General features: G+C 70.1%; 20 protein-coding genes. 7 read left to right on the forward strand and 13 right to left on the reverse strand.

Translation table 11 applies throughout. From position 1 onward, the window contains the following. Positions 1 to 14: 14 nt before the first annotated feature. From CFN78_RS15895 to CFN78_RS15915, 5 genes are all read right to left on the reverse strand, one after another. Positions 15 to 1,031 carry an NUDIX hydrolase gene (locus CFN78_RS15895; RefSeq protein WP_094863555.1) on the reverse strand — a complete coding sequence of 339 codons (1,017 nt, stop codon included), beginning with the start codon at positions 1,029 to 1,031 and terminating at the stop codon, positions 15 to 17. Next, positions 1,028 to 2,176: a glycosyltransferase family 4 protein gene (locus tag CFN78_RS15900; protein WP_094863556.1), complete on the reverse strand. Its 1,149-nt coding sequence runs from the start codon at positions 2,174 to 2,176 to the stop codon at positions 1,028 to 1,030. The genes CFN78_RS15895 and CFN78_RS15900 overlap by 4 nt, the downstream gene beginning before the upstream one ends. A gap of 3 nt (positions 2,177 to 2,179) precedes the next feature. Beyond that, entirely contained in the window at positions 2,180 to 3,097 is a 918-nt protein-coding gene (locus tag CFN78_RS15905) for a phosphatidylinositol mannoside acyltransferase (RefSeq protein ID WP_094863557.1), read from the reverse strand. After that, positions 3,094 to 3,705, reverse strand: a complete 612-nt coding sequence (gene pgsA, locus CFN78_RS15910) for a phosphatidylinositol phosphate synthase (RefSeq protein ID WP_094863558.1) — start codon at positions 3,703 to 3,705, stop codon at positions 3,094 to 3,096. Before pgsA ends, CFN78_RS15905 begins: the two co-directional genes overlap by 4 nt. A gap of 96 nt (positions 3,706 to 3,801) precedes the next feature. After that, on the reverse strand, positions 3,802 to 4,305 hold the full coding sequence (locus tag CFN78_RS15915) for a MarR family winged helix-turn-helix transcriptional regulator (protein ID WP_094863559.1): 504 nt from the start codon (positions 4,303 to 4,305) through the stop codon (positions 3,802 to 3,804). A gap of 112 nt (positions 4,306 to 4,417) precedes the next feature. Here CFN78_RS15915 and CFN78_RS15920 point away from each other — a divergent pair, with 112 nt between their 5' ends. Beyond that, a complete protein-coding gene (locus CFN78_RS15920; RefSeq protein WP_094863560.1) occupies positions 4,418 to 4,966 on the forward strand; it encodes a YceI family protein in 549 nt (182 codons plus the stop codon). Positions 4,967 to 5,029: 63 nt separating this feature from the next. On the opposite strand, the gene CFN78_RS15925 is transcribed toward CFN78_RS15920, so the two are convergent. The 3 genes from CFN78_RS15925 to CFN78_RS15935 form a co-directional block, all read right to left on the reverse strand. Beyond that, complete coding sequence (locus CFN78_RS15925) at positions 5,030 to 5,605, reverse strand: HIT family protein (RefSeq protein WP_094863561.1); 576 nt, start codon at positions 5,603 to 5,605, stop codon at positions 5,030 to 5,032. Further along, a complete protein-coding gene (gene thrS, locus CFN78_RS15930) occupies positions 5,602 to 7,656 on the reverse strand; it encodes a threonine--tRNA ligase (protein WP_094863562.1) in 2,055 nt (684 codons plus the stop codon). Before thrS ends, CFN78_RS15925 begins: the two co-directional genes overlap by 4 nt. A 152-nt stretch (positions 7,657 to 7,808) precedes the next feature. Continuing rightward, positions 7,809 to 8,726 carry an NmrA/HSCARG family protein gene (locus CFN78_RS15935; protein WP_094863563.1) on the reverse strand — a complete coding sequence of 306 codons (918 nt, stop codon included), beginning with the start codon at positions 8,724 to 8,726 and terminating at the stop codon, positions 7,809 to 7,811. A 107-nt stretch (positions 8,727 to 8,833) separates the two neighbouring features. Between CFN78_RS15935 and CFN78_RS15940 the strand changes: the two genes are divergently transcribed. From CFN78_RS15940 to CFN78_RS15950, 3 genes are all read left to right on the forward strand, one after another. Beyond that, positions 8,834 to 9,400: a TetR/AcrR family transcriptional regulator gene (locus CFN78_RS15940; protein ID WP_094863564.1), complete on the forward strand. Its 567-nt coding sequence runs from the start codon at positions 8,834 to 8,836 to the stop codon at positions 9,398 to 9,400. A 111-nt stretch (positions 9,401 to 9,511) separates the two neighbouring features. Continuing rightward, the gene (locus CFN78_RS15945) at positions 9,512 to 9,949 is read left to right on the forward strand and encodes a hypothetical protein (protein WP_240519480.1); all 438 of its coding nucleotides are present in this window, start codon (positions 9,512 to 9,514) and stop codon (positions 9,947 to 9,949) included. A gap of 457 nt (positions 9,950 to 10,406) precedes the next feature. Further along, entirely contained in the window at positions 10,407 to 12,059 is a 1,653-nt protein-coding gene (locus tag CFN78_RS15950; protein ID WP_094863565.1) for a gamma-glutamyltransferase, read from the forward strand. Positions 12,060 to 12,111: 52 nt separating this feature from the next. Here the strand turns inward: CFN78_RS15950 and CFN78_RS15955 are convergent, their stop codons facing one another. From CFN78_RS15955 to CFN78_RS15965, 3 genes are read right to left on the reverse strand one after another with little or no spacing between them, the layout of a single operon-like run. Then, on the reverse strand, positions 12,112 to 13,230 hold the full coding sequence (locus CFN78_RS15955) for a bifunctional 2-methylcitrate synthase/citrate synthase (protein WP_094863566.1): 1,119 nt from the start codon (positions 13,228 to 13,230) through the stop codon (positions 12,112 to 12,114). 38 nt (positions 13,231 to 13,268) lie between these two features. Next, on the reverse strand, positions 13,269 to 14,162 hold the full coding sequence (prpB, locus tag CFN78_RS15960) for a methylisocitrate lyase (RefSeq protein WP_094863567.1): 894 nt from the start codon (positions 14,160 to 14,162) through the stop codon (positions 13,269 to 13,271). Beyond that, on the reverse strand, positions 14,162 to 15,643 hold the full coding sequence (locus tag CFN78_RS15965; RefSeq protein ID WP_094863568.1) for an MmgE/PrpD family protein: 1,482 nt from the start codon (positions 15,641 to 15,643) through the stop codon (positions 14,162 to 14,164). Before CFN78_RS15965 ends, prpB begins: the two co-directional genes overlap by 1 nt. A gap of 211 nt (positions 15,644 to 15,854) precedes the next feature. Here CFN78_RS15965 and CFN78_RS15970 point away from each other — a divergent pair, with 211 nt between their 5' ends. After that, complete coding sequence (locus CFN78_RS15970) at positions 15,855 to 17,255, forward strand: short-chain fatty acyl-CoA regulator family protein (protein ID WP_094863569.1); 1,401 nt, start codon at positions 15,855 to 15,857, stop codon at positions 17,253 to 17,255. 96 nt (positions 17,256 to 17,351) lie between these two features. On the opposite strand, the gene CFN78_RS15975 is transcribed toward CFN78_RS15970, so the two are convergent. Both CFN78_RS15975 and CFN78_RS15980 read right to left on the reverse strand, forming a co-directional pair. Then, positions 17,352 to 18,170, reverse strand: a complete 819-nt coding sequence (locus tag CFN78_RS15975) for a glycoside hydrolase family 16 protein (RefSeq protein ID WP_094863570.1) — start codon at positions 18,168 to 18,170, stop codon at positions 17,352 to 17,354. 947 nt (positions 18,171 to 19,117) lie between these two features. Continuing rightward, complete coding sequence (locus CFN78_RS15980; protein WP_165777569.1) at positions 19,118 to 20,284, reverse strand: FUSC family protein; 1,167 nt, start codon at positions 20,282 to 20,284, stop codon at positions 19,118 to 19,120. Between the two features lie 355 nt (positions 20,285 to 20,639). Here CFN78_RS15980 and CFN78_RS15985 point away from each other — a divergent pair, with 355 nt between their 5' ends. Further along, positions 20,640 to 21,218, forward strand: a complete 579-nt coding sequence (locus tag CFN78_RS15985; protein WP_094863572.1) for a carboxymuconolactone decarboxylase family protein — start codon at positions 20,640 to 20,642, stop codon at positions 21,216 to 21,218. After that, positions 21,215 to 22,093 carry an RNA polymerase sigma-70 factor gene (locus tag CFN78_RS15990; protein WP_094863573.1) on the forward strand — a complete coding sequence of 293 codons (879 nt, stop codon included), beginning with the start codon at positions 21,215 to 21,217 and terminating at the stop codon, positions 22,091 to 22,093. Before CFN78_RS15985 ends, CFN78_RS15990 begins: the two co-directional genes overlap by 4 nt. Positions 22,094 to 22,104 lie beyond the last annotated feature (11 nt).

Genomic DNA, 22,104 nt, shown 5'->3' on the forward strand with positions numbered 1-22,104 from the left:
AGTCTGCCACGCGGTCAGCGGATCGCGCGCACCTCGCCGTCCCAGCCGGAGTCCAGCAGCTCCGGTAGCAGAAGCCCGAGCTGGACCGGGTACACGGTCTCGGTCGTGGTGCGCAGCTCGTCGGGGGCCCACCAGCGGTGGCCGTCGATGGTGGCGAGCTCCAGTTCGGTGAAGCCCGAGGTGTCGACGGCCAGGTCCACCGCACCCGCCGCCCCGGGCGAGCCACCCACCCGGGCCAGGAAGAACCACTCGTCGCCGTCGTAGCTGGCGCCCTCGAACTCCCAGCGCACCCGGCGACGCCACACCGGGCCCTGCAGGCGCCCGTCCGGCAGCCGCAGGCCGGTCTCCTCGTGCAGTTCGCGCAGCGCCGCGGCACGCGGGTCCTCCCCCGGCTCGACGCCGCCGCCGGTGGTGAACCAGAACGAGGATCCGGCCGCGGCCGGATCGTGCCCGTTGAACAGCAGGACCCGGTCGCGCCGGTCGACGAGCAGGACCCGCGCCGACAGCCTCGGTTCCCCCGGCGTCTCGGCGTGCGGGCCGGGGTCCGGTTCGGCGATCTCGAAGTACTGCGGCTGCGGGGCGGTCCCGGCGAGCTTGAAGTAACGGACCTTGCGCCTGCGCCGGAGCGCGAACGTGTCGCGCACGGCGTCGTTGTGCACCCGGCGGGCGATGACGACGCGGTGCTCGGCATCGGAGAGTTCGTCGGCGAGCGCGGCGGGCAGGGTGGTCCGGACGGTACCGGCGAGCAGCAGCGTCAGGGTGTTCTCCGCCTCCTCGCGGTCGGCGCGGCCCGCGTGCTCGGCCCGTTCGGCACCGGAGAGCAGCCGGGCCCCCTCGTCCCCGCCGATCGCCGCGGCCGCCACCGCCCTGGCCACGACGGCACGGCGGGACAGGGCGGCGTCCAGCGCGGCCCAGCCGGCGTCGGTACGCACGTGCAGCCGGTCGAGCCGGTTGGCGGTGGCGATGAGCCAGAGCCCGCCGACGACGACGAGGACGGCGAGGCAGAGCAGGACGAGGAGCGAGGCGGTCACGGCGTGACGTCCTCCCCCTCGGCGCTGACCCGGCGGGGATCGGCCGCGACGGCCGTCTCGTACACCCGCACCACCTGGGTCGCGACGACCGGCCAGTCGAAGACGGCGACGCGTTCCCGGCCCGCGGCCGAGAGTTCCGCACGCCGGCGCGGATCGGCGAGCAGGTCGCGCAGGGCCGCGGCGAGCGCGGCGGCGTCGCCGGTCGGCGCCAGTACCCCGGCCCGGCCGTCGTCGAGTACCCGGCGGAAGGAGTCGAGTCCGCTGGCCAGTACCGGGGTCCCGGCGGCCATCGCCTCGGTGAGGATCATGCCGAAGCTCTCGCCCCCGGTGTTCGGCGCGCAGTACACGTCGACGCTGCGCAGCGCGCGGGCCTTGGTGGCGTCGTCGGCCTGGCCGAGCAGGTCGATCCGGTCGGCCAGCACCGGACCCGCCAGCTTGCGCAGTTCCTCCGCCTCGCCCCTGCCGACGATCAGCAGCCGCAACTCCGGCAGCTCGGCGGCGAGCGACCGTAGCGCGTCGAGCAGGACGCCCATGCCCTTGCGCGGTTCGGTGAACCGGCCGACGAAGCCGATCGTGCCGCCTTCGCGCGGGTAGCCGGGCAGCGGCTCGGCGGCGGCGAAGAAGGCGGCGTCGACTCCGTTCGGGATCTCCACGGCGTCGCCGCCGAGATGCTCCACCTGGACCCGTCTGGCGAGCGCGGACACCGCGATCCGGGCGGTGATCTTCTCCAGCAGCGGTCGCAGTACCGGCTGGAACGCGGTGAGCGTGCGCGATCGCGGGGTGGAGGTGTGGAAGGTCGCGACGATCGGGCCGTCGGCGATCTTCAGTGCCAGCATCGACAGGCTCGGCGCCGTCGGCTCGTGCAGGTGCAGCACGTCGAAAGCGTTGTCGCGCAACCATCTCCGGACGCGGGCGTAGGAGACCGGGCCGAACTGCAGGCGAGCGACCGAGCCGTTGTACGGGATGCCGAGCGCCTTTCCCGCCGGGTAGACGAAGTCCGGCAGGTCGGCGTCGTCGTCGGCGGCGGGGGCGAGCACCGAGACGGTGTGCCCGCGCGCGATGAGCGCCCTGGCCAGGTCGACCACGTGCCCCTGGACCCCGCCCGGCACGTCGAACGAGTACGGGCAGACGATGCCGACCCTCATCTCCTACCCCGCTCCGCCGGTGCTCGCGGGCGAGGCGGGCTCGAGATCGGAGATCCACACCTTCTGCAGCATGTGCCAGTCGGCCGGGTGGGTCGCGATCTCCCCGGCGAAGACGTCGGCAAGCGCCTGGGTACCCGAGGCGACCTCCTCCGGGCCGTTGACCCGGATCCGGGGATGCACGCGCAGACCCCAGCCGTCGTCGATGAACCAGCTCGTGAACGGCAGCAGCGGCGCACCGGTGGTGGCGGCCAGTTTGGCCGCGCCCGCCGGGATCCGGATCCGGTCGCCGAAGAAGTCGACCGGGATGCCCTTGTTCGACAGGTCGCGGTCGCAGAGCAGCACCACGGCCCGGTTCTCCCGCAGCCTGCGCAGCAGGGTGCGGAAGGTGGCCGCGCCGCCGTCCGCGGGGAGGATCTCGAAACCCAGCGTCTCGCGGTAGACCACGAAACGGTCGTAGAGTGAATCCGGCTTGAGACGTTCGGCGACCGTGGTGAACGTGCCCGAGTGCTTGCCCAGCCAGGTCCCGGCGACGTCCCAGTTCCCGGAGTGCGTCATGGCCAGGATCGCACCGTTGCCCGCCTCGAACGCCGCGTCCAGGTTCTCCACGCCGCTGACCGTGGCGTCCACCCGCCGGTGCACCTCGTCGAGGTCCATCGTGGGCAGCCGGAAGGCCTCCTGCCAGTAGCGGCCGTAGGACCGGAGTCCGCGGCGCACCAGGTCGTCCAGTTCGGCGGGACCGGCCTGCGGGACCACCCTGGCCAGGTTGCTGCGCAACTGCCGGGTGCCGGGGCCCTGCCTGCGGGCGGCGAGGTCGGCCGCGAGTCCGAACGCCGCGTCGGTGACCGGCCGGGGCAGCCTGCGGACGACGTTCCACCCGGTGGCGTACCCGAGATCGGTCAGCCGTTCGGTTGTGGTGGTCATGTCGTTACCTCCCGTGCTGCCTTGGCGACCGCCGCGATGCGCTGGAACAGGGTGATCACCGACAGGATCGCCAGCAACCACAGTGAGAACTCCACGGCGTAGGGCACCCCCAGTCCCTCAAGGCCGGTTCCGACCAGCGCGATGATCAACCGTTCGGCGCGTTCCACGAGCCCGCCGTCCGCGGTGAGCCCCGAGGCCTCCGCGCGCGCCTTGACGTAGGAGATCACCTGCGCGAGTACGAGGCACACCAGCGCGGCGGCGGCGGCCCGCTGGTTGCCCTCGACCAGGAAGCACCACCAGGCGATGGCCGCGAGCAGCGCACCGTCCGCCAGCCGGTCGCAGGTGGCGTCCAGCACCGCGCCGAACGGGGTGCCGTGACCTCGTGCCCGTGCCATGGCGCCGTCGAGCAGGTCGAGCATGGCGAAGCCCCACACGGTGAAGGTGCCCGCCAGCAGCATCCCGTTCGGGAAGAACACGAGCGCGCACGCGATCGCGCAGACGGTGCCGAACACGGTCATCGCGTTCGGCGTCAAACCGGCGCGTACCAGCACCGCGCCGATCGGATCGGTGACGCGGGAGACGGACGCGCGGGCGAAGATGTTGAGCATCGGTTTACCGGGGCACCTGAGCAGCGGGGACGGGGGGTCGATCGCAGCCTATCGAGCCCGGTGCCCGGCGGTGCGGGGCGCACCGCCGCACCGGTCTCAGTCCTCGGCGTCCGCTTCGGCCTCGGCCTGGGCGACGGCCTCGCAGCAGGGCGCCAGCCCGTCCTTGATCGCGGCGCTGATCTCCCCCAGCGCGACGATCTGCTCCGGTGTGAGCGCGTCGAAGAGCGACCCGCGCACGGCCTCGACGTGACCGGGCGCGGCGGCCTCCAGCACGGCGAAGCCGGACGGCGTGAGGTGCGCGAACGAGCCGCGCTTGTCGTCCGGGCAGGTGGTGCGGTGCACCCAGCCGTTGACCTCCATCCTGGCGACCGCGTGCGAAAGCCTGCTGCGCGAGGAGCGGCTCGCCTCGGCGAGTTCGCTCATCCGCATCGTCCGGCCCGGCGCCTCGGACAGGGTCACCAGCACCTCGTAGTACGTGTGCGGCAGGCCGCTGTCGTGCTGCAACTGGCGTTCGAGGTGTTCCCGCAGCATTCCGACGGCCGCCGAGAAGTCACGCCAGATGCGCTGCTCCCGTTCACTGAGCCATCGCGTCTCGGACATGAGACACATACTACCTCTAGTTGAGGGCTCAACCATGTTGCGCTACTCTCCTGATTGAGAGCTCAACGAACGGGCTCCCGTTCCACGAAGATCAGCACCCAGGAGGACACCCATGAGCGCTCCCACGACCGAGATCCCCGGCTACACGGTCGGCACCTGGACCATCGACGCGGTCCACTCGGAGGTCACCTACGCCGTCAAGCACCTCGGCCTGGCCAAGTCGCGCGGCAACTTCGGCACGTTCAGCGGTCAGATCACCACCGCCGAGAACATCCTCGACTCCTCGGTGACCGCCGAGATCGACGCCGCGTCGGTGTCCACCGGCAACGGCCAGCGGGACGACCACGTGCGCTCCGCCGACTTCTTCGACGTCGAGAACCACCCGACGATCACGTTCCGCTCGACCGGCATCCGCCGGGACGACGACGAGTACGTCATCGACGGTGAACTCACCTGGCGCGGCGTCACCAAGGCGGTCTCGCTCGAGGCGGAGTTCAACGGCATCGGCCCGAACCCGGCCGCCGACAACGCCACCACCATCGGCATCTCCGCCGAGGCCACCGTCGCCCGCCGCGACTTCGGCATCGGCCCGGAGGGCAACGCCTTCCTCGGCGAGAAGGTCAAGATCACCCTCGAGATCGAGGCCGCGCTCCAGTCCTGACCGGACGCATGGCCGCCATCGACCGTGAGTGGAACCCGCCCGGCGGTCGGGCGGGCGTTCCACTCACGGCCGGGCGAGGGCCGGGTCGTGCCAGGCTCCGGCCAGCAGTTCCCAGGTCTGGCCCAGCAACTGCGGCAGCACCTTCGTGTGCCCCACGACGGGCATGAAGTTCGCGTCCCCACCCCAGCGCGGCACCAGGTGCTGGTGCAGGTGGGCGGCGATTCCCGCGCCGGCGATCACGCCCTGGTTCATGCCGATGTTGAACCCGTGGGCGTCGGAGACCGCGCGCACCACCGCCATGCCACGCTGGGTGAACTCGGCCAGCTCGACCGTCTCCACCGCCGTCAGCTCGGTGTAGTCGGCCACGTGCCGGTAGGGCACCACCATCAGGTGCCCGGGGTTGTACGGGTACAGGTTCAGCACCGCGTACACCTGCTCGCCGCGCGCCAGGATCAGCGCCTCGGCGTCGTCGCCGAGACCGGGCAGCCGGCAGAACGGGCAGCCCCTCGGCTCGTCCCCGTCCGGCTTGTTCTCCCCCTTGACGTAGGCCAGGCGGTGCGGGGTCCACAGCCGCTGCAACGCGTCCGGCACTCCCACACCGTCCTGCGCGACGACGCCGGGCTCACCCTCCCGACTCACGCGAGGACCGCCCCGACCGCGTCGGCGTCCGGGGACGCGTTCTCCCGCCGGGCGACCCAGCTCGCGATCGCCTCGATCGCGTCGGCCACCGGCACGGAGTTGATCTGGCCACCGTCGCGGAAGCGGAAGGACACCGCGCCCGCCTCGGCGTCCTTCGCCCCGGCAAGCAGCATGAACGGCACCTTCTGCGTGGTGTGCGTGCGGATCTTCTTCTGCATCCGGTCGTCGCTCGCGTCCACCTCGGCCCGGATTCCCTTGGCGCGCAACGCCTCGCGCACTCCGGCCAGGTGCTCGACCTGGTCCGCGGTGATCGGGATGCCGACCACCTGCACCGGCGAGAGCCAGGCGGGGAACGCGCCCGCGTAGTGCTCGGTGAGCACACCGAAGAAGCGTTCGATCGAGCCGAACAGTGCCCGGTGGATCATCACCGGCCGCTGCCGCGAACCGTCGGAGGCCGTGTACTCGAGTTCGAAACGCTTGTTCTGGTTGAAATCGAGCTGGATCGTCGACATCTGCCAGGTCCGGCCGATCGCGTCCTTGGCCTGCACGGAGATCTTCGGCCCGTAGAAGGCCGCACCGCCGGGGTCGGGTACCAGTTCGAGCCCGGAGTCGACGGCGGCCTGCCGCAGGGTCTCGGTGGCCTCCTCCCACTCCCAGTCCTCGCCGATGAACTTCTCCGAGTCACCCCGGGTGGACAGTTCCAGGTAGAAGTCCGAGAGGCCGTAGTCGGCCAGCAGGTCCAGCACGAAGCGCAGCAGCGACCGCAGCTCGCCCGGCATCTGCTCCTTGGTGCAGTAGATGTGCGAGTCGTCCATCGTCAGCCCGCGCACGCGGGTGAGGCCGTGCACCACGCCGGACTTCTCGTAGCGGTAGACGGTGCCGAACTCGAACAGCCGCAGCGGCAGTTCGCGGTACGAGCGCCCCCGCGAGCGGAAGACCAGGTTGTGCATCGGGCAGTTCATCGCCTTGAGGTAGTAGTCCTCATCGTCGAACTGGACCGGCGGAAACATCGTGTCCGCGTAGTAGGGCAGGTGGCCGGAGGTGTGGAACAGCTCGCCCTTGGTGATGTGCGGCGTGTTCACGAACTCGTACCCGGCCTCCTCGTGGCGCCGGCGCGAGTACGTCTCCAGCTCCCGGCGGATGATCCCGCCCTTGGGGTGGAACACCGGGAGCCCGGAACCGATCTCCTCGGGGAAGGAGAACAGGTCCAGCTCCGCGCCCAGCTTGCGGTGGTCGCGGCGTTCGGCCTCGGCCAGCCGCTCCAGGTACTGCTCCTGCGCCTCGGCCGACTCCCAGGCCGTGCCGTAGATGCGCTGCAACTGCGGGTTCTTGTCGTTTCCGCGCCAGTAGGCCGCGGCGACCCTGGTGAGGGTGAACGCGGGGATGTACTTGGTCGTGGGCACGTGCGGGCCGCGGCAGAGATCGCTCCAGACGATCTCCTTGCTGCGCGGATCGAGATTGTCGTACGCGGTCAGCTCCCCGGCTCCGACCTCCATCACCTCGTCGGTGTCCACTGTGGAGTCACCGGACTTGAGGTCGACGAGTTCGAGCTTGAACGGCTCGTCCGCCAGTTCCTTCTTCGCCGCCTCGACCGAGCCGAGCACCCGGCGGGAGAACTGCTGCGAGCCCTTGATGATCTGCTTCATCCGCTTCTCGAGCGAACGCAGATCCTCGGGGGTGAACGGCGTGTCCACCGCGAAGTCGTAGTAGAAGCCGTCCCGGACCGGCGGCCCGATACCCAGCTTCGCACCCGGGAACTGCTGCTGCACAGCCTGCGCGAGCACGTGCGCGGCGGAGTGGCGGATGACGGCGCGTCCGTCCTCGGTGTTCGCGGCGACCGATTCGACCTCGGTGTCGGTCCCGGGCGCCCAGCTCAGGTCCCGGAGGTTTCCCTCGGCGTCCCGGACGACCACGACGGCGTCCGGTCCCTTGCCGGGCAGGCCTGCCTCGCGCACGGCTGTGCCCGCAGTCGTTCCCGACGTCACCACCACGCGCTGGGCGGGAACGGCCGGGGACGGCGACTGATCGGACACGATGAACTCCTCGGGCATGGGGACGTGCGATGACGCCCCGAATGCTATCCGCCGGTTCGATTCCCGCCGCTGCCGCGTTCCCCCGCGAGGCGGCCCGGAGCACCGGCACCCTAGCCCCCGGCGGGCGAACCTCCGATGCGCGAGCGTCCGGCACCCCGGCCGCAGGTAGGTCAGTGTCCGGCGCCCAGGTGCCGCCGTGCCCATTCCTCGAAACCGGTGGTCGGGATCCCCAGTGCTCGCGCGTACTCGGGCCGGGCGGGCTGACCGACCACGTTCATCAGCTCGTGCGCGGCACCCATTCCGGGCATTCCGGCGGCGGTCGCCTCGGCCTCGGTCATGTCCGGCGCGGTCAGCTCGGCACCGAGGGTGCGGGACAGGATCCCGGCGATCTCGGTCATCGTCAGGTAGTCGCTCGCCAGCTCCAGCTCGACGCGGTGGAACCGCTCCGGCGCGAGGATGGCCGCCGCGGCCGCGGCACCGATGTCGTCGACCGCGACGAGGGACAACAGAGTGCCGGGATTCAGCACGCTGACGAGCCCGCCCTCGACACCCCTGGGGAACAGAAATGCCATGGCGGGAAGGAAGTTCTCCATGAAGAAGCCGGGCTTGACCAGCGTCCAGTGAACGAAACCCGCGTCCCGGACCCGGTCCTGGATCGCGGTCTTGGCCGCGTAGTAGGGCTCGACCGCGGACCAGCGTCCCTCCGCCCAGCCGGGGGCCTCGGTATGCCGCCCGGCTCCGGAGACCGAGGTGTGCACGAACTGCGGTACCCCGGCGGCCAGCGCGGCCTCGATCAGGTTGAGGGCCTGTTCGACCTCCCCGTCGAAAGCACGCCCGCCCATCTCGGGCATCTGCACCGAGAAGACGGCCCGCGCTCCCTTCGCGGCCCTGGTCACCGAGTCGCGGTCGTCGAGATCGCCGGTGACCAGTTCGGCGCCCAGTAGTTCCACGGCCTTGGCCCGTTCGGTTCCCGGGTCACGGACCAGCGCCCGGACGGGCACGCCGTTCGTGAGCAGGGCGCGGGCGGTGGCCCCGCCCTGCCTTCCGGTGGCGCCGACGACCAGGACCGGTGCGGACTCGGCGGACATGGTGCTCCTCTGCTGTACCGACGGGGGCATAAGTGGCGGGGCCCGCCACTTATCGTTCGCTACGATACGGAGGGCCCCGCCACTTAGCAAACCCCGGAGATGACGCCATGGCCGCGCAGCGTGCGGATGCCCGGCGCAACCACGCCCGCATCCTCGCCGTGGCCAGGGTTGAGGTCGCCGCCCACGGCGCCGAGGCCTCCCTGGAGCAGATCGCGCGCACCGCCGGAGTCGGGTCGGCGACCGTGCGCAGGCACTTCCCCAGCCGCCGGGCACTGCTGGAGGCCGTCTTCCACGACCGCATCGAGACCCTGTGCGCCCAGGCGGGCGATCTGGCCGGTGCGGCCGACACCAGGACCGCGCTGGTGACCTGGCTGGGCGCCCTCACCGAGTACGCGGCCTCCGCCCAGGGGCTGGCCACCGCCCTGGCCGAGGCCGGGGTCGCCGACGCCGGGCCCGCACACGTCAACGCCTGCTCGGCGAAACTGAGCGAGGCCGCCGACCCGCTGCTACGCCGCGCCGTCCACGCGGGCTCGGTGACACCCGGTGTCACCATCGCCGATCTGGTCGCACTGGTCGCCGGCATCGTCCTGGTCACCCAGGACAGCGCGGATCCGGCGGCCGAGGCCGACCGCCTGCTCGGCCTGGCCGTGGCCGGGATCAGCCCGCGGCAGTGAGCCGGGAGCGCCCCCGGTTACCACCTATCGAGCTAACGTCGTCCACTTCCGGATTCGATACCTTGAACCACGTTCGATCCAGTCCGGTTACCCGTTCCCAGCGGAGGCGCAGTGTCCGAAGTGGTCAGGTTGTCGTCGGTCAAGTCCTTGGCGTTCAAGGGCTTCGTGGTCGCGGCAGGCGCGAGTTCCGCGCTGCTGTTCGCCGCTCCCTACGCCACCGCGGACGCGGCCGCGGTGGCCGGCCCTCCACCGGCACTGGTGCACGCCTCCACCGGCAACGAGTGCAAGCTGAACGTGCGCAGCGGTCCCGAGGTCGCCCCGGCCAACAACCTCGCCACGCTCAACTGCGCGAACTACACGACCTGCACCCACGCCGCGGGCGAGAGTCCCTGCGGCCCCTACGTTTCCGGCGGGCAGTACGACTGTGTCGGCCCGGAGGGCGCCCAGGTCACCGACGACCGATGGGTCGAGGTCGACTGGCGCACCCCCGCGAAATCCTATGTCGCGGTCGCCTGCGCGGCGTTCGCGCACACCACCGACTCCCCCTGACCGGCGGGCCCCGGCCCGCGACGGGGCAGGCGGCCGACTCCGCGAGCCGTCGGTGGCCGATGGCGACCGGTCGTCAGCCGAGGTCCAGCACCGCCTTGCCGCCCAGACTCCGGCTCCGCAGCGCCCGATGGCATCGGCCGGCCGCGTTCAGTTCCCACACCAGAGCGGTTGTCCTGGCCCGTCTACTCGGCAGCCCCACACACACACAAGAAAGCTCCGGCTCGTCGGTCACGTGTCCGAGGGCGACGAGTGTCCCGTTGCGCGCCGGTAGATCGTGGTACGGCCGGGATTCCAGGGTGTGATCGGACCGCGCTCGGTCCGGCCGGCGCGACGTCCGCGGCTCGCCGACACCTGTCGTGGCGCCGTCGCACTCTTCCCGACCGATGTCCATCGCCACGGGAGCACGGCGGGGGCGACGGTGGTCACCGTCGCCGCCCCTGTCACGAAGGAGACAGCAATGACCACGAGACCTCTCGGCCACGGGCGGGTAGGCCCGAAAGAAACGGTCACCGGAAAACGCGCCGTGGCGTCGAGCCAGCATCCGGTCGTAACCGACACCATGCTCGACGTCCTGCGCGCGGGCGGGAACGCGATCGACGCGGCGATCGCAGGCAATCTGGTGCAGGCGGTGGTCCAGCAGGACATGACCAATCACGCCGGAACGGTCACCGCGCTCGTGCACGACGCCAGCACCGGGGAGATCGTGGAGCTCAACAGCACCGGCCGGATCGTTCCCGGCCTGCCGCCGTTCGCCCCCGTCCCGGCGGGTAAGGGCCTGTACGCGGAGGTGCCGGGTCTGCCCCGGGCCGTCGTTCCCGGGTTCATGCCGGGTATGAAGGCACTCTACGAGCGGTTCGCCACGCTGCCGTGGGCACGGCTGTGCGAGGCAGCCGTCCAGTGGGCCGAGGAGGGCCACCCGGTCACCTCGTTCGAGCACCTGGTGATGGCGCAGACCGTCGACTTCTTTCTCTTCACCGAGTCCGGACGCGAGCACTTCACGCCGGGCGGGCACTTGCCACAGGTCGGGCACCGCCAGGCGTCCCCGGCGCTCGCCGAGACCATGCGCAACCTGGCCGCCGAGGGGCCCGACTACTTCCTCACCGGTAGATGGGCACAGGATTTCGTACGTCGCGGCAACGATCTCGGGTGGCGAATCGAGGCGGCACACCTGACCGCCCAGCCGCCACAGTGGACGTCGGGTTACCGGTGGCAACACCGGGGGCACACGGTGGTGCAGCTCTCCGCGCCGGAACGGCAGGGCGTCTACTGCCAGATCGTGCTGGGGATCCTCGACGAACTGGACGTCACCTCGATCGGTCACTGGTCGGAGAACGCGGAAGCGCTCTACTACCTCGCCCACGCGCTGCGCCGGGCGGCCTTCGAGACCGGCTTGCTCAACGACCCGGCGCTCTTCGGCGACACCACCGGCCCGCTCACCTCGCCCGCGCTGATCAAGGGTGTCGCGGACATCCTCCGCAACGCCAGGGCGCGGGTCGATCTGACCGAGCACGTAAAGCTGACCCGAGGCGCCCCCGCGATGGCCGCGACGGGCGCTTCCACGCAGCCTGCCGGAAGTTGCGAACTGACCGTCGTGGACGAGCGCGGCAACTGGGTGCAGATGATGAACACGTTGCAGGGCGGTGGTATCCCGGGTGAAGTGGTCGGCGGCGTCCCCATGGTCGGCAGCCACTTCCTGAACGATCTCAACTCCCCGATGGAGGGCTGGCTCGTCGGCGGGCGAATGCGGTCCATCCTGTCCAACACCATGGTCCTGCGCGACGGCAGACCGTGGCTGTCTCTCGGTTCTCCCGGAAACGTGCACTGCACCGTGCCGCAGGTGCTGTCCAACATCCTGGACTTCGGCATGGACCCGTACGCCGCGGACGACGCACCACGCTGCCTGCCCTACCAGAGCGACCACACGATCTCCGCCGAGTGCCGGCTCTCCCCCGAGCTGCCGGGTGACCTGGCCGCGCTGGGCGTACTGACCAATCCACTGCCCGAGTACGACTACCACATGGGCTCCTACCAGATGGCCTGGCGGACATCGGACGGAAACCTGAGCACCTGCACCGGACCGCGCCGGGAGGGTGCCGCCGACGGAATCTGACACAGGTATCGGCCACTGCACCGGCCTGCGCGCAACACCCCGGCCGTGCGCCCTAGGCTCGGGTGACTTCTCGCCGGGGTTCTCCGGCATAAGTGCTGGACGGGCGGATCAGGCTGTTCGCGGCGAGTTGCTCGTTGATGTGGGCGGTCCAACCGGTGATACGGGCCGCGACGAAGATCGGAGTGAAGACCGGAACCTCGAACCCGATCAGGTGGTAGGCGGGGCCCGCGGGGTAGTCGAGGTTGGGGTGCAGCCCCTTCTCCGCGTACATGGCCCTGGCCAGTGCCTCGTAGATGTCGAGAATTCCCTCGCCACCGCGGGCCCCGGCCACCTCACGCAGCGCGTCCCGCATCGTGGGGACCCGGGAGTCGCCCTTCTTGTACACCCGGTGCCCGAAACCCATGATCTTGCGTTCGGCTGCCAGGGCGTCCGCGAGCCACGCCCGCGCGTTCGAGGCCGCACCGATCTCCTCGAACATCGCCATGACGGCTTCGTTGGCACCACCGTGCAGCGGGCCCTTGAGCGCACCGATCGCGGCGGTGACGGCGCTGTAGAGATCGGAAAGGGTGGAAGTGACGACCCGGGAGGTGAAGGTGGAGGCGTTGAAACTGTGCTCCGCGTAGAGCACCAGGGACGTCTCGAAAGCACGCACGACGACCGGATCGGGCACCTCGCCGAAGCTCAGGTACAGGAAGTTCTCCGCGTAGCCGAGGTCGTCGCGCGCGGTGAGCGGCGGCAGGCCGCGCCGGCGGCGCTGGGTCAGTGCGACGACGGCGGGCAGGGCCGCGTACAGCCGCAATGCCTTGGCCTTGTTGGCTTTCTCGCTGTTGTCGTCCTCGTGGGGATCGTTGGCGCCGAGGATGCTGACCGCGGTGCGCAGGGTGTCCATCGGATGCGCGGAGGGTGGCAGCCCGAGCAGGGTGCCGACGAGTTCGGCCGGCAGGTCGCGGTGAGCACGTTCGGCCTCGTTCTGCTCCGCGAGTTGAGCCGTGCTCGGCAGTTCACCGTACCAGAGCAGATAGGCGACCTCTTCGAACCGGTACCGCGCGGCGAGGTCCTGGACCGGATAACCGCGGTAGGTCAGCGAATTGGTGTCCGGGTCGACCATGGATACGGCGGTGGTGTCGACGACGACACCGGACAGTCCTTTGTGGATAGCGGGTGTGGGCATGGGTGTCCCCTCGGAGAAATTCGTTCCTGCTGGCCGAATCAGACGCGGAAATCGAAGATGTTCGTATCGAACGTGTTGTAGGAGCTGTAGTCGAGAAGTTCGTAGAGATCTCGGCGATGCTGCATCCGGTCCAGCAGGCTCCGCTGGCCGCCCTCCGCGGAGATGGTTCGCAGACCGTTCTCGGCGGCGTGCATGGCCAGTCGCAGCAAGGTGACCGGATAAATCACGACGTTGACGCCGAGTGATTCCAGTGTCGGGGCGTCGAGCAGTTCGCTTTTACCGAACTCGGTCATGTTCGCCAGAATGGGAATGTCGACGGCGGCCCGCAGCTTCTCGAAATCGGCCGCGCCGGACATCGCTTCCGGGAAGAGGAGATCGGCTCCGGCGTCGGCGTAGGCCTTGGCCCGGTCGATGGCCTCGGTCATACCGTGCACGGCTCTGGCGTCGGTCCTGGCGGCGATGACGAAGTCCGGGTCCCGGCGGGCGGCGACGGCGGCGCTGATCCGGCGGACGGCGGTCTCCCGATCGACGACGTCCTTGCCGTCGAGGTGACCGCAGCGCTTCGGATTGACCTGGTCTTCCAGGTGCATTCCCGCGACCCCCGCGTCCTCGAGCAGCGCTACGGTGCGGGCCGCGTTCATCGGCTCACCGAAGCCGGTGTCGGCGTCCACGAGCGCCGGCAGTGCGGTGACGCGGGCGATCTGCTGAGAACGTCCGGCCACCTCGGTGAGTGTGGTGAGCCCGATGTCGGGCAGACCGAGATCGGCGGACAGCACGGCACCGGAGATGTAGACGCCGTCGAACCGGTGCCGTTCGATGAGCTGGGCGGTCAGCGGACTGAACGCACCGGGAAACCGTTGCAAGGTACCGGAGTTCAACCCGGCGCGGAACGCGGCGCGCTTCTGGGCGGCGCTCGGTGTCGCGTGCAGCATCAGAAGATCCCCTTCGTCGCCGGTGCGGGCTCGGTGGTCGCGGGCAGGCCGAGGGCGGCGAGCTCGGCGGTGTCGAGATCGGCGAGCCTGGTGACGGCGTCCAGGAACTCGTCCTGCGCCCCGGTAGCGATCACACCGTCGGTGAGTGTGCGGAACTTCGCGATGTACTGCTCGCGGCCGAAGGGGCGCGCGCCCGCCGGATGGGCGTCGGCGACGTCGATCTCGTCGGTGAGCACGGTGCCGTCGGTGAGCACGACCTCGACCCGCCCGCCGAACGCCGGTTCCGGCGCGTGATACCGGCGGGTCCACCCCGGGTCCTCCACGGTGGTGATCTTCTGCCACAGCTCCACGGTGTCCGGCCGGGTGGCACGAGCACGGTCGTAGGAGTGCGTGTGGTGCCAGCTTCGGTCCTGCAGCGCGACCGCGAAGATGTACGGGATCGAGTGGTCGAGAGTCTCCCGGCTGGCGGCCGGATCGTACTTCTGCGGATCTCCTGCGCCGGATCCGATCACGTGGTGCGTGTGGTGGCTGGTGTGGATGACGATCCGCCGCACCGCCCCGGTGTCCCCGATCCTCGGGCCGAGCCGCCGGGCCAGGTCGATCAGTGCCTGGCTCTGGTACTCGGCGGAATGCTCCTTTGTATAAGTGTCCAGAATGGACAGTTTTGGCTCGCCCGGTGCGGGCAGCGGCACGTGGTACTCCACCTTCGGCCCGTTCAGCAACCAGGCGACGATGCCGTCCTCGCCCTCGTAGATTGGGTTGGGCGCACCCTCGCCGCGCATCGATCGGTCCACCGCCTCTATTCCCGCCTTTCCCGCGAACGCGGGGGCGTACGCCTTCCAGGACGAGATCGCACCCTTGCGGGACTGCCGGGTCGTCGTCGTGGTGTGCAGCGCCTGCCCGATGGCCTGGTAGACGGTCTCGGTGTCCAGCCCCAACAGCGCCCCCAGGCCACCGGCAACCGAAGGCCCGAGGTGCGCGATGTGGTCGATCCTGTGCTCGTGCAGGCAGATGCCGCGCACCAGGTTCACCTGCAGCTCGTACCCGGCGGCGATCCCGCGCACGAGGTCGGTACCGCTGCGGCCGGTGTGCTGCGCCACGGCCAGGATCGGCGGGATGTTGTCGCCGGGGTGTGAGTAGTCCGCGGCGAGGAAGGTGTCGTGGTAGTCCAGTTCGCGCACCGCGACGCCGTTTGCCCAGGCCGCCCACTCCGGCGAGAACCGGCCTCGCACACCGAACACCGTCGCCCCCGGAGCCCCGGGATGGGCGAGAGCCTGGTCGCGGGCGGCACGGACCGGTTGCCGCTCAAGAGATGCGGCGGCGACGGCGGCGTTGTCGATCACCCGGTTGATCACCATCTCGGTGACCTCGGGGGCGACCCGCACCGGATCGGTGGCGACGGTGGCCAGCTTCCAGGCGAGCTGCTCCTCCCGGGGCAGCGACTCGGTGGACGGGTAGGTGCGGACGCTGTGCTTGATCATCGTTTTCCTTCGTATGTAGGGAATCCGCGGCCGGCGTTCCTGCCCGGCGACCCTGTTCCGCGCGGCCGCCGGCTCGCCGCGCGCCTCACTGTGAACCTTGTGATGGCCTCGGCTCAGCGTGGCACCGACTCGTATCGCGCCGCTATAGGTGCACTCTGTGAAGTGTTGTGAACGATCCGACGCTCGATGTAAACGTTGTTACAGTCCCGGTATGGAGAAGACGTTCGCAGGGGCGCGGCTCCGGCAACTTCGCGAGAGTCAGTCGATGACCCAGTCCGAGCTGTCCAGGCTGCTGGGCATCTCCCCCAGCTATGTCAACCAGCTCGAGCACAACGGCCGGCCGCTGACGATGCCGGTGCTGCTCAAGCTCACCGAGACCTTCGGGGTGGACGCCGACTTCTTCGCCGCCCAGGACACCGCACGGCTGGTGGCCGACCTGCGCGAGGTCTTCGCCGACGACACCGTCGGCGGTGCGATATCGGCGGGCGAAGTCGACGAGCTGACCACGAAGCTGCCCGAGGTGGCCTCGACACTGGTGGCCCTGCACCGGCGCTACCGGGAGGCGAGGGAGAACATCGCGACCCTGGTGTCCGAGCAGGGCCTGGACCGGACGGCCGCGCAGCAGCCGCACGAGGAGATCCGGGACTGGTTCTATCAGCGCCGCAACTACGTCGCCGAGCTCGACGAGCCCGCCGAGAAGCTGGCGGCCGAACTACGGCTGCATCCGGGCGAGGTACGTACCGGGCTGATCAACGGGCTGCGGATGCGCCACGGCGTGCGGGTGGTCACCGAAGCACTGGGCACCGATCAGCACCGTTTCGAACCACGGGACCGGGTGCTGCGACTGGCGCCGACACTGCGACCGGGTCAGGCCGCCTTCCGGCTGGCCTCCGAACTGGCGCTGCTGGAGATGGGCGAGGTCATCGACGGCCTGGCCGGGAGCTGGCCCTACAGCGGGGACACGGCGCGGCGGCTGGCACGGATCGGCCTCGCCAACTACTACGCCGGGGCCCTCGTCCTGCCCTACCGGGTGTTCCTCGGCGCGGCCGAGCGATACCACTACGACATCGCCCGGCTGTCCGACCGTTTCGGCGTCGGATTCGAGACGATCTGCCACCGGCTCTCGACCCTGCAGCGCCCGCGTACCCGCGGAGTGCCGTTCTCCTTCGTCCGCGTCGACCGTGCGGGCAACATCTCCAAGAGGCAGTCGGCGACCGGATTCCACTTCTCTCGGGTGGGCGGATCGTGTCCACTGTGGATCGTGTACGAGGCGTTCAGCGCGCCGGGGAGGGTGCTCACCCAGATCGCCGAACTGCCGGACGGCAAGAAGTACTTTTGGCTGGCCCGTACGGTGACCAGGGGCACGGGAGGCCATGGCGATCCGGGCAAGACCTTCGCCATCGGGCTGGGGTGCGAACTGCGGCACGCGCGGCGGCTGGTCTACTCCGCCGGGCTCGCGCTGAGTTCGACGGCCGCGGTCACACCGATCGGCATGGGCTGCAAGGTCTGCGAGCGCCCAGCGTGCCCGCAGCGGGCGTTCCCCGCCATCGGCAAGCCGCTGCGAGTGGACGAACACGCCAGCAGCCTGGTGCCGTACCCGCCGCTGGGTTGAGGCCCCCTCGTTCGGCTCTGCCCGCGACGAACGAACCCGTCCCCCGGCGCCGTCGACGCCGCGGGGACGGGTTCCACGCAATCGATATCCGGACGATCAGCCCGCGAGCGGGTAGGCGCGCACCCAGTCGATCTCGTAGACCGCCGACTGCATGTCGGTGCCGTGGAAGTTGTCCAGCTGGATGGTCTGGTGCATCGAGGGGGCGCACTGGATGCAGTCGCGGACATCGTTGGCCCCGCCCGAGAAGCTGAACCACTCGACGCCGTCGACGAATCCCTTGACGTGGTCCGGCGTCCACTCGACGGCGACGTTGTGCCACTGGGTGAGGTCGACCCCGCAGCGCTGGGCGAACTCCTGCTGCACCGAGGCGTCCGGGTTGTGCGGGTAGTGGATGAACGCCTCCGCGCAGTCCTCGCCGGGGGCGGAGTTCTCCAGGTAGTCGTACTCGCCGTCCTCGGGCCACCGGTCGGAGTCGGGCCAGAGGATCAGCAGCGGGTGGTAGGTGTTGCCGTTGTCCGGGGCGGTCGCCTCGGAACGCACCCGCGCCTCCCAGCGGCCGTACTGCTGACCGAAGCGTGCCGCGAGCCAGCCGGAATCGCCGTTGGCCTCGCCCGACTGACGGAGCACGCCGCCGAACACGCGGCTGTTCGCCTCACAGCGCTGGCCGTTGCCCGCGTGGCCGGGCCAGCACTGGTCCACCCCGCCCCCGGCGAGACTCCACTTCTCCTCGTCCGGCACCGCCGGGTTGTCCTCGGCTCCGTAGTCGAACTCGTCCGATCCCGCCTCGATCGGCGCACCCCAGCCGTATCGTTCGGCAGCGGTGTCCGGTTCGGCCCCAGCCGGGGTCACAGCGGTGAGTACGGCGCCGGAAGCGATCAGTGCGGCTCCGAACGCGACGAGCCAACGACGCGGCATGACGGTCTCCTCTGGGGGACGACGAATTCGACGTGATCAGGAAAGCCGGTGCTCCGCCCTCCGGACAAGCCCGCTGTCCTGGTCCTGCCAGGCGCGCCGCCGGTACGGCCGCCTCGGAGGTAGTGCGCCGGCACCTCGCCGCCGAGCTCCATCAGCAGCATGCTCCAGGCGGCGACCGGGCTGACGTTGATCAGCACCGCGCGCTGCCCGTCGCGCAGGCCACCGTCGGACGTCTCGGTGTAGCGCCGTCGATCCGGCCGGGGCCACCACGCCCGCGGTCGCCGCGACGGTGCACTCCGTCGGCCCGTACAGGTTCAGCAGTGAGAAGGGCGCGTCTCGCGGCGGACGGGCCCGCAGCCGGTCACCCCCGGTGCACACCACCCGCAGGGCCAGGCCGGGCACCTCGGGGAACTCCGTCAGCAGCAGCTCGGCGAGCGGGGTCGGCAGAAAGGTGACCGTGGCCCCGTTCCCCGGCCAGCACGCCGAGCAACGCCTCCGGTGTCCGCAGTACTTCCGGTACGAAGTGGACGGTGGCCCGGTGATACAGCGCCCCGATCCGACGCGGGCGATCCGTTCATCGGGCGCCTTCCCGTCGCCGAAGCGAGGAACCCACCAGCGGCCCGCGAGGCCGACAATACTGGTGCCGCAAAGGTCGACCAAGCATCAAATGGTGCTCGCTGATCGCAGTCCACCGGGCCTCGTGGTCACCGAACGCAGCGTCGAGAATGCTGCGGGACAACGATTCCGTTCATCCGGAGTTCGTCGACCGCCATTTCGCCCAAGATCGGCACCGGCCACGTGCCGCATTCGGGCTACCGGATTGGTCGCCACCGATCCGGGTCATACCGAGAGTCGCCCGCGGTGGTGCGTCCCGATCCGGAAAGCTCACCGTGTGGCGCGGCCGGGCGGGCACCGCCCGGCTCTGGGCACGAGCCGGGCGGTGGAACCTACGCGGTGGCCTGTTCGAAGGCCTTGCGCGCGGGCAGCATGATCGAGGTCAGCCCGATGGTGAGGTCGAGGGCGTCTCTGGGGGTCGCCTCGATCTGGCTGTCGAGCGCGGCCAGTGACCGCTCCCCCTGCTCGACGAGCCGGCGGAGGTCGTCCAGTCTGCTGTCCGGATCCACCCGAACGACGAGCGCGTCGGCGGTCGCCTCCACCAGATCCGCGATCAGGTTGCACGTCTCCGGTCCCGGATAGCCGACGGGTGAACGCTGGAAACTGGCGGTGTGTACCGCGTCGGCGAGCTCCCGCGCGTACGGCCACACCGAGCGGAGGAGGACCAGGCTGGCGCGCCAGCGGGTGGTCACCGCCACGGCGCCCATTCGGCGGCTGCGCATGTTGAACCGGGCGCTCTCGGCCGCCCAGTCGGTGTCCTCCTCGGCCTGCCGCACCCAGCTCTCCACATCGCGCGCCCGCTGCGTCCACTGGCCAGGCTCTTCGGGCGGGTAGTGCGCGCGGAACGACTCCGCCATCCCGCGCATCAGGCCCGCGAGTTCACCGGCGAGCGCCCGGGTCGAATCCTGCGGATTGCGCACGTAGATCGGCGGCACCACCAGCGCGTTCACCAGCAGGCCGATCATCGCGCCCAGTACGGCCTCGGCGACCCGGTCCAGGAGCAGCATCGACTGGTTTGCCGTCCCGTAACTGAGCAGCAGCAAAGCGGTGACCGCGATCCACACCCCGCTGGAGCCGAACCGGTGCCAGTTCCCGAGCAGCATGCCGACCACGACCGCGATGCCCATGGCCGCGGCCTGCGCAGGCACCACCGCCGCCACCGCGGCCGCCAGCAGGACGCCCAGCAGTACCGCGCCGGTCTGCTGCACCGATGACCGAAACGATCGATACACCGTGGCCTCGACCAGGAACACCGCCGAGTAGGGGGCCAGGAACGGCTGCGGTAGCTCCAGCACCCAGGACGCCAGGATCCAGGCGAGCACCGCGGCGATCGCGGCTTTCACCGCCTGCACCACGACGGTGCGTTCCCGGCCGCGCTGCCTGGCCGCGCGCAGCAACCATCGTTCAGGAGCGGCGGCCCGCTCCCGTAGCAGTGGAAGCGTCAGGTGCGCGCGGAGTCGCGCCCACCTGCCCGCGTCCTCGTCTACGTGCGGTTCCACGCCCACGCTCGTCCGTCCCCCCGTCACGGTCCGACCCCGTGGCACCCCTCGCGAGCCGCCGACGGGTCGGCAATGTCCCCCCTGTCCCCGGTCACGACCGGCGTACTCGCGCCCCCGCTCGTGGATACGGCCGCCGATCGCCGACTGTGCTCTTCTGACATCACGCCCCCTCGAAATCCTCGTTCGGGGTACCCCGAACGTGGTCGGATAAACGAACCGCGACCGTCGGCGCGCCCGCGATGTCGAGCCTCCGAACTCGCCACGGTGATGCCTCGGCGGACGATCCGGCCGGGGTTGTCACACCCGCCGTCCCGCCGGTGTCTCCATGTCGAAGCGACGTACCCGAGGAGGAGACATGACCGGAAACACCAGGATTCCCAAGGCCGAACTGACCGGGGTCTACGGCAGGCTCGTCAAGCGGATGTCCCGCTCGATGCTCGGCGAGGTGGCCGAGCCGGTGGAGGTGGCGTGGCACAACCGGAAGGTGCTCGAATTCAGTTTCGCGATGAACCGCAGAGCCCAGAAGTGGGACGCGTGCGACGAGAACCTGAAGTCGTTCGCGCACATGGCGGTCGCGTCGATGGTCGGCTGTGGCTTCTGCCTCGACCTCGGCTATTTCATGACACACAACAACGATCTCGACGAGGAGAAGGCGAGGGAGGTACCACGGTGGCGGGAGTCGGAGATGTTCACGCCACTGGAGCGGGACGTGATGGACTACGCGGAGGCGATGACACGGACCCCACCGACGGTCACCGACGAGATGTCGGCAGGCCTGCTGGAGCGCCTCGGCGCGGCAGCGCTGGTGGAACTGACCACCTACATCGCGCTGGCGAACCTGGCCAGCCGCACCAACATCGCATTCGGCATCGGTTCCCAGGGCTTCTCCGCGGCCTGTGACCTGCGTCCGCTCTCCGTACGCTCGCCGGCATGAGCGAGGATCCGTTCGTCACCCACCGAGGACTGCTCTTCACCGTCGCCTACGAGATGCTCGGTTCGGCGGCCGACGCCGAGGACGTCGTGCAGGAGACCTGGCTACGCTGGGCCGATATCGGCGACGCCGCCAGGGACGAGGTTCGCCACCCGCGCGCGTACCTGGTCCGCATCGTCACCAGGCAGGCGCTGAACCGGCATCGGGCGATGTCCCGGCGCCGCGAGGACTACATCGGGGAATGGCTGCCCGAGCCGCTGCTGACCAGCCCCGACGTAGCCGAGGATGTCGAGCTCGCGGAGAACGTCTCGATCGCGATGCTGACCGTGCTCGAAACACTGGGCCCGGCCGAGCGCGCGGTGTTCGTGCTGCGTGAGGTCTTCGACGTGCCCTACGAGGAGATCGCCGGCGCCGTGGGCAAGTCGCCGGCGGCGGTCCGGCAGATCGCGCACCGGGCCCGCGGGCACGTCGCGGCGCGGCGCCCGCGGATGGAGGTGAGCCGCGCCGAGCAACGGCAGGTCGTCGAGCGGTTTCTCGCCGCGCTCACCACAGGCGAGGTGACGAAGCTGATGGACGTACTCGCGCCCGACGTGGTGCTGGTAGCGGACGGGGGCGGGCTCGCGCGGGCGGTCCGGCGGCCCGTGGCGGGAGCGGCACGGGTGGCGACGCTGCTGTCCCACTTCGCGCGCTTCACCCCGGGCGCGAACATCACCACCCTGCTGCTCAACGGCGCGATCGCCGCCCGGATCGACCCGGCGGACGAGTTCAGCACGGCGGTCACCTTCGTGATCGAGGACGGCCGGATCGCCCGGGTCTACGCGATCCGCAACCCACACAAACTCGGGAGGCTGGGGACCGTGGTGGAGCTACGCCGGTGACCCCGGCCGTC

It is taken from the genome of Amycolatopsis antarctica (assembly GCF_002262875.1).
Classification (GTDB): domain Bacteria; phylum Actinomycetota; class Actinomycetes; order Mycobacteriales; family Pseudonocardiaceae; genus Amycolatopsis; species Amycolatopsis antarctica.

Bases quoted from the DNA above. Each gene is read 5' to 3' on its own strand.
- CFN78_RS15950 (WP_094863565.1), top strand. From the start codon at position 10,407: ATGACCACGAGACCTCTCGGCCACGGGCGGGTAGGCCCGAAAGAAACG.
- CFN78_RS15905 (WP_094863557.1), bottom strand. From the start codon at position 3,097: ATGACCACCACAACCGAACGGCTGACCGATCTCGGGTACGCCACCGGG.
- CFN78_RS15915 (WP_094863559.1), bottom strand. From the start codon at position 4,305: ATGTCCGAGACGCGATGGCTCAGTGAACGGGAGCAGCGCATCTGGCGT.
- CFN78_RS15970 (WP_094863569.1), top strand. From the start codon at position 15,855: ATGGAGAAGACGTTCGCAGGGGCGCGGCTCCGGCAACTTCGCGAGAGT.
- CFN78_RS15920 (WP_094863560.1), top strand. From the start codon at position 4,418: ATGAGCGCTCCCACGACCGAGATCCCCGGCTACACGGTCGGCACCTGG.
- thrS (WP_094863562.1), bottom strand. From the start codon at position 7,656: ATGCCCGAGGAGTTCATCGTGTCCGATCAGTCGCCGTCCCCGGCCGTT.
- CFN78_RS15965 (WP_094863568.1), bottom strand. From the start codon at position 15,643: ATGATCAAGCACAGCGTCCGCACCTACCCGTCCACCGAGTCGCTGCCC.
- CFN78_RS15940 (WP_094863564.1), top strand. From the start codon at position 8,834: ATGGCCGCGCAGCGTGCGGATGCCCGGCGCAACCACGCCCGCATCCTC.
- pgsA (WP_094863558.1), bottom strand. From the start codon at position 3,705: ATGCTCAACATCTTCGCCCGCGCGTCCGTCTCCCGCGTCACCGATCCG.
- CFN78_RS15990 (WP_094863573.1), top strand. From the start codon at position 21,215: ATGAGCGAGGATCCGTTCGTCACCCACCGAGGACTGCTCTTCACCGTC.
- prpB (WP_094863567.1), bottom strand. From the start codon at position 14,162: ATGCTGCACGCGACACCGAGCGCCGCCCAGAAGCGCGCCGCGTTCCGC.
- CFN78_RS15985 (WP_094863572.1), top strand. From the start codon at position 20,640: ATGACCGGAAACACCAGGATTCCCAAGGCCGAACTGACCGGGGTCTAC.
- CFN78_RS15900 (WP_094863556.1), bottom strand. From the start codon at position 2,176: ATGAGGGTCGGCATCGTCTGCCCGTACTCGTTCGACGTGCCGGGCGGG.
- CFN78_RS15975 (WP_094863570.1), bottom strand. From the start codon at position 18,170: ATGCCGCGTCGTTGGCTCGTCGCGTTCGGAGCCGCACTGATCGCTTCC.
- CFN78_RS15955 (WP_094863566.1), bottom strand. From the start codon at position 13,230: ATGCCCACACCCGCTATCCACAAAGGACTGTCCGGTGTCGTCGTCGAC.
- CFN78_RS15935 (WP_094863563.1), bottom strand. From the start codon at position 8,726: ATGTCCGCCGAGTCCGCACCGGTCCTGGTCGTCGGCGCCACCGGAAGG.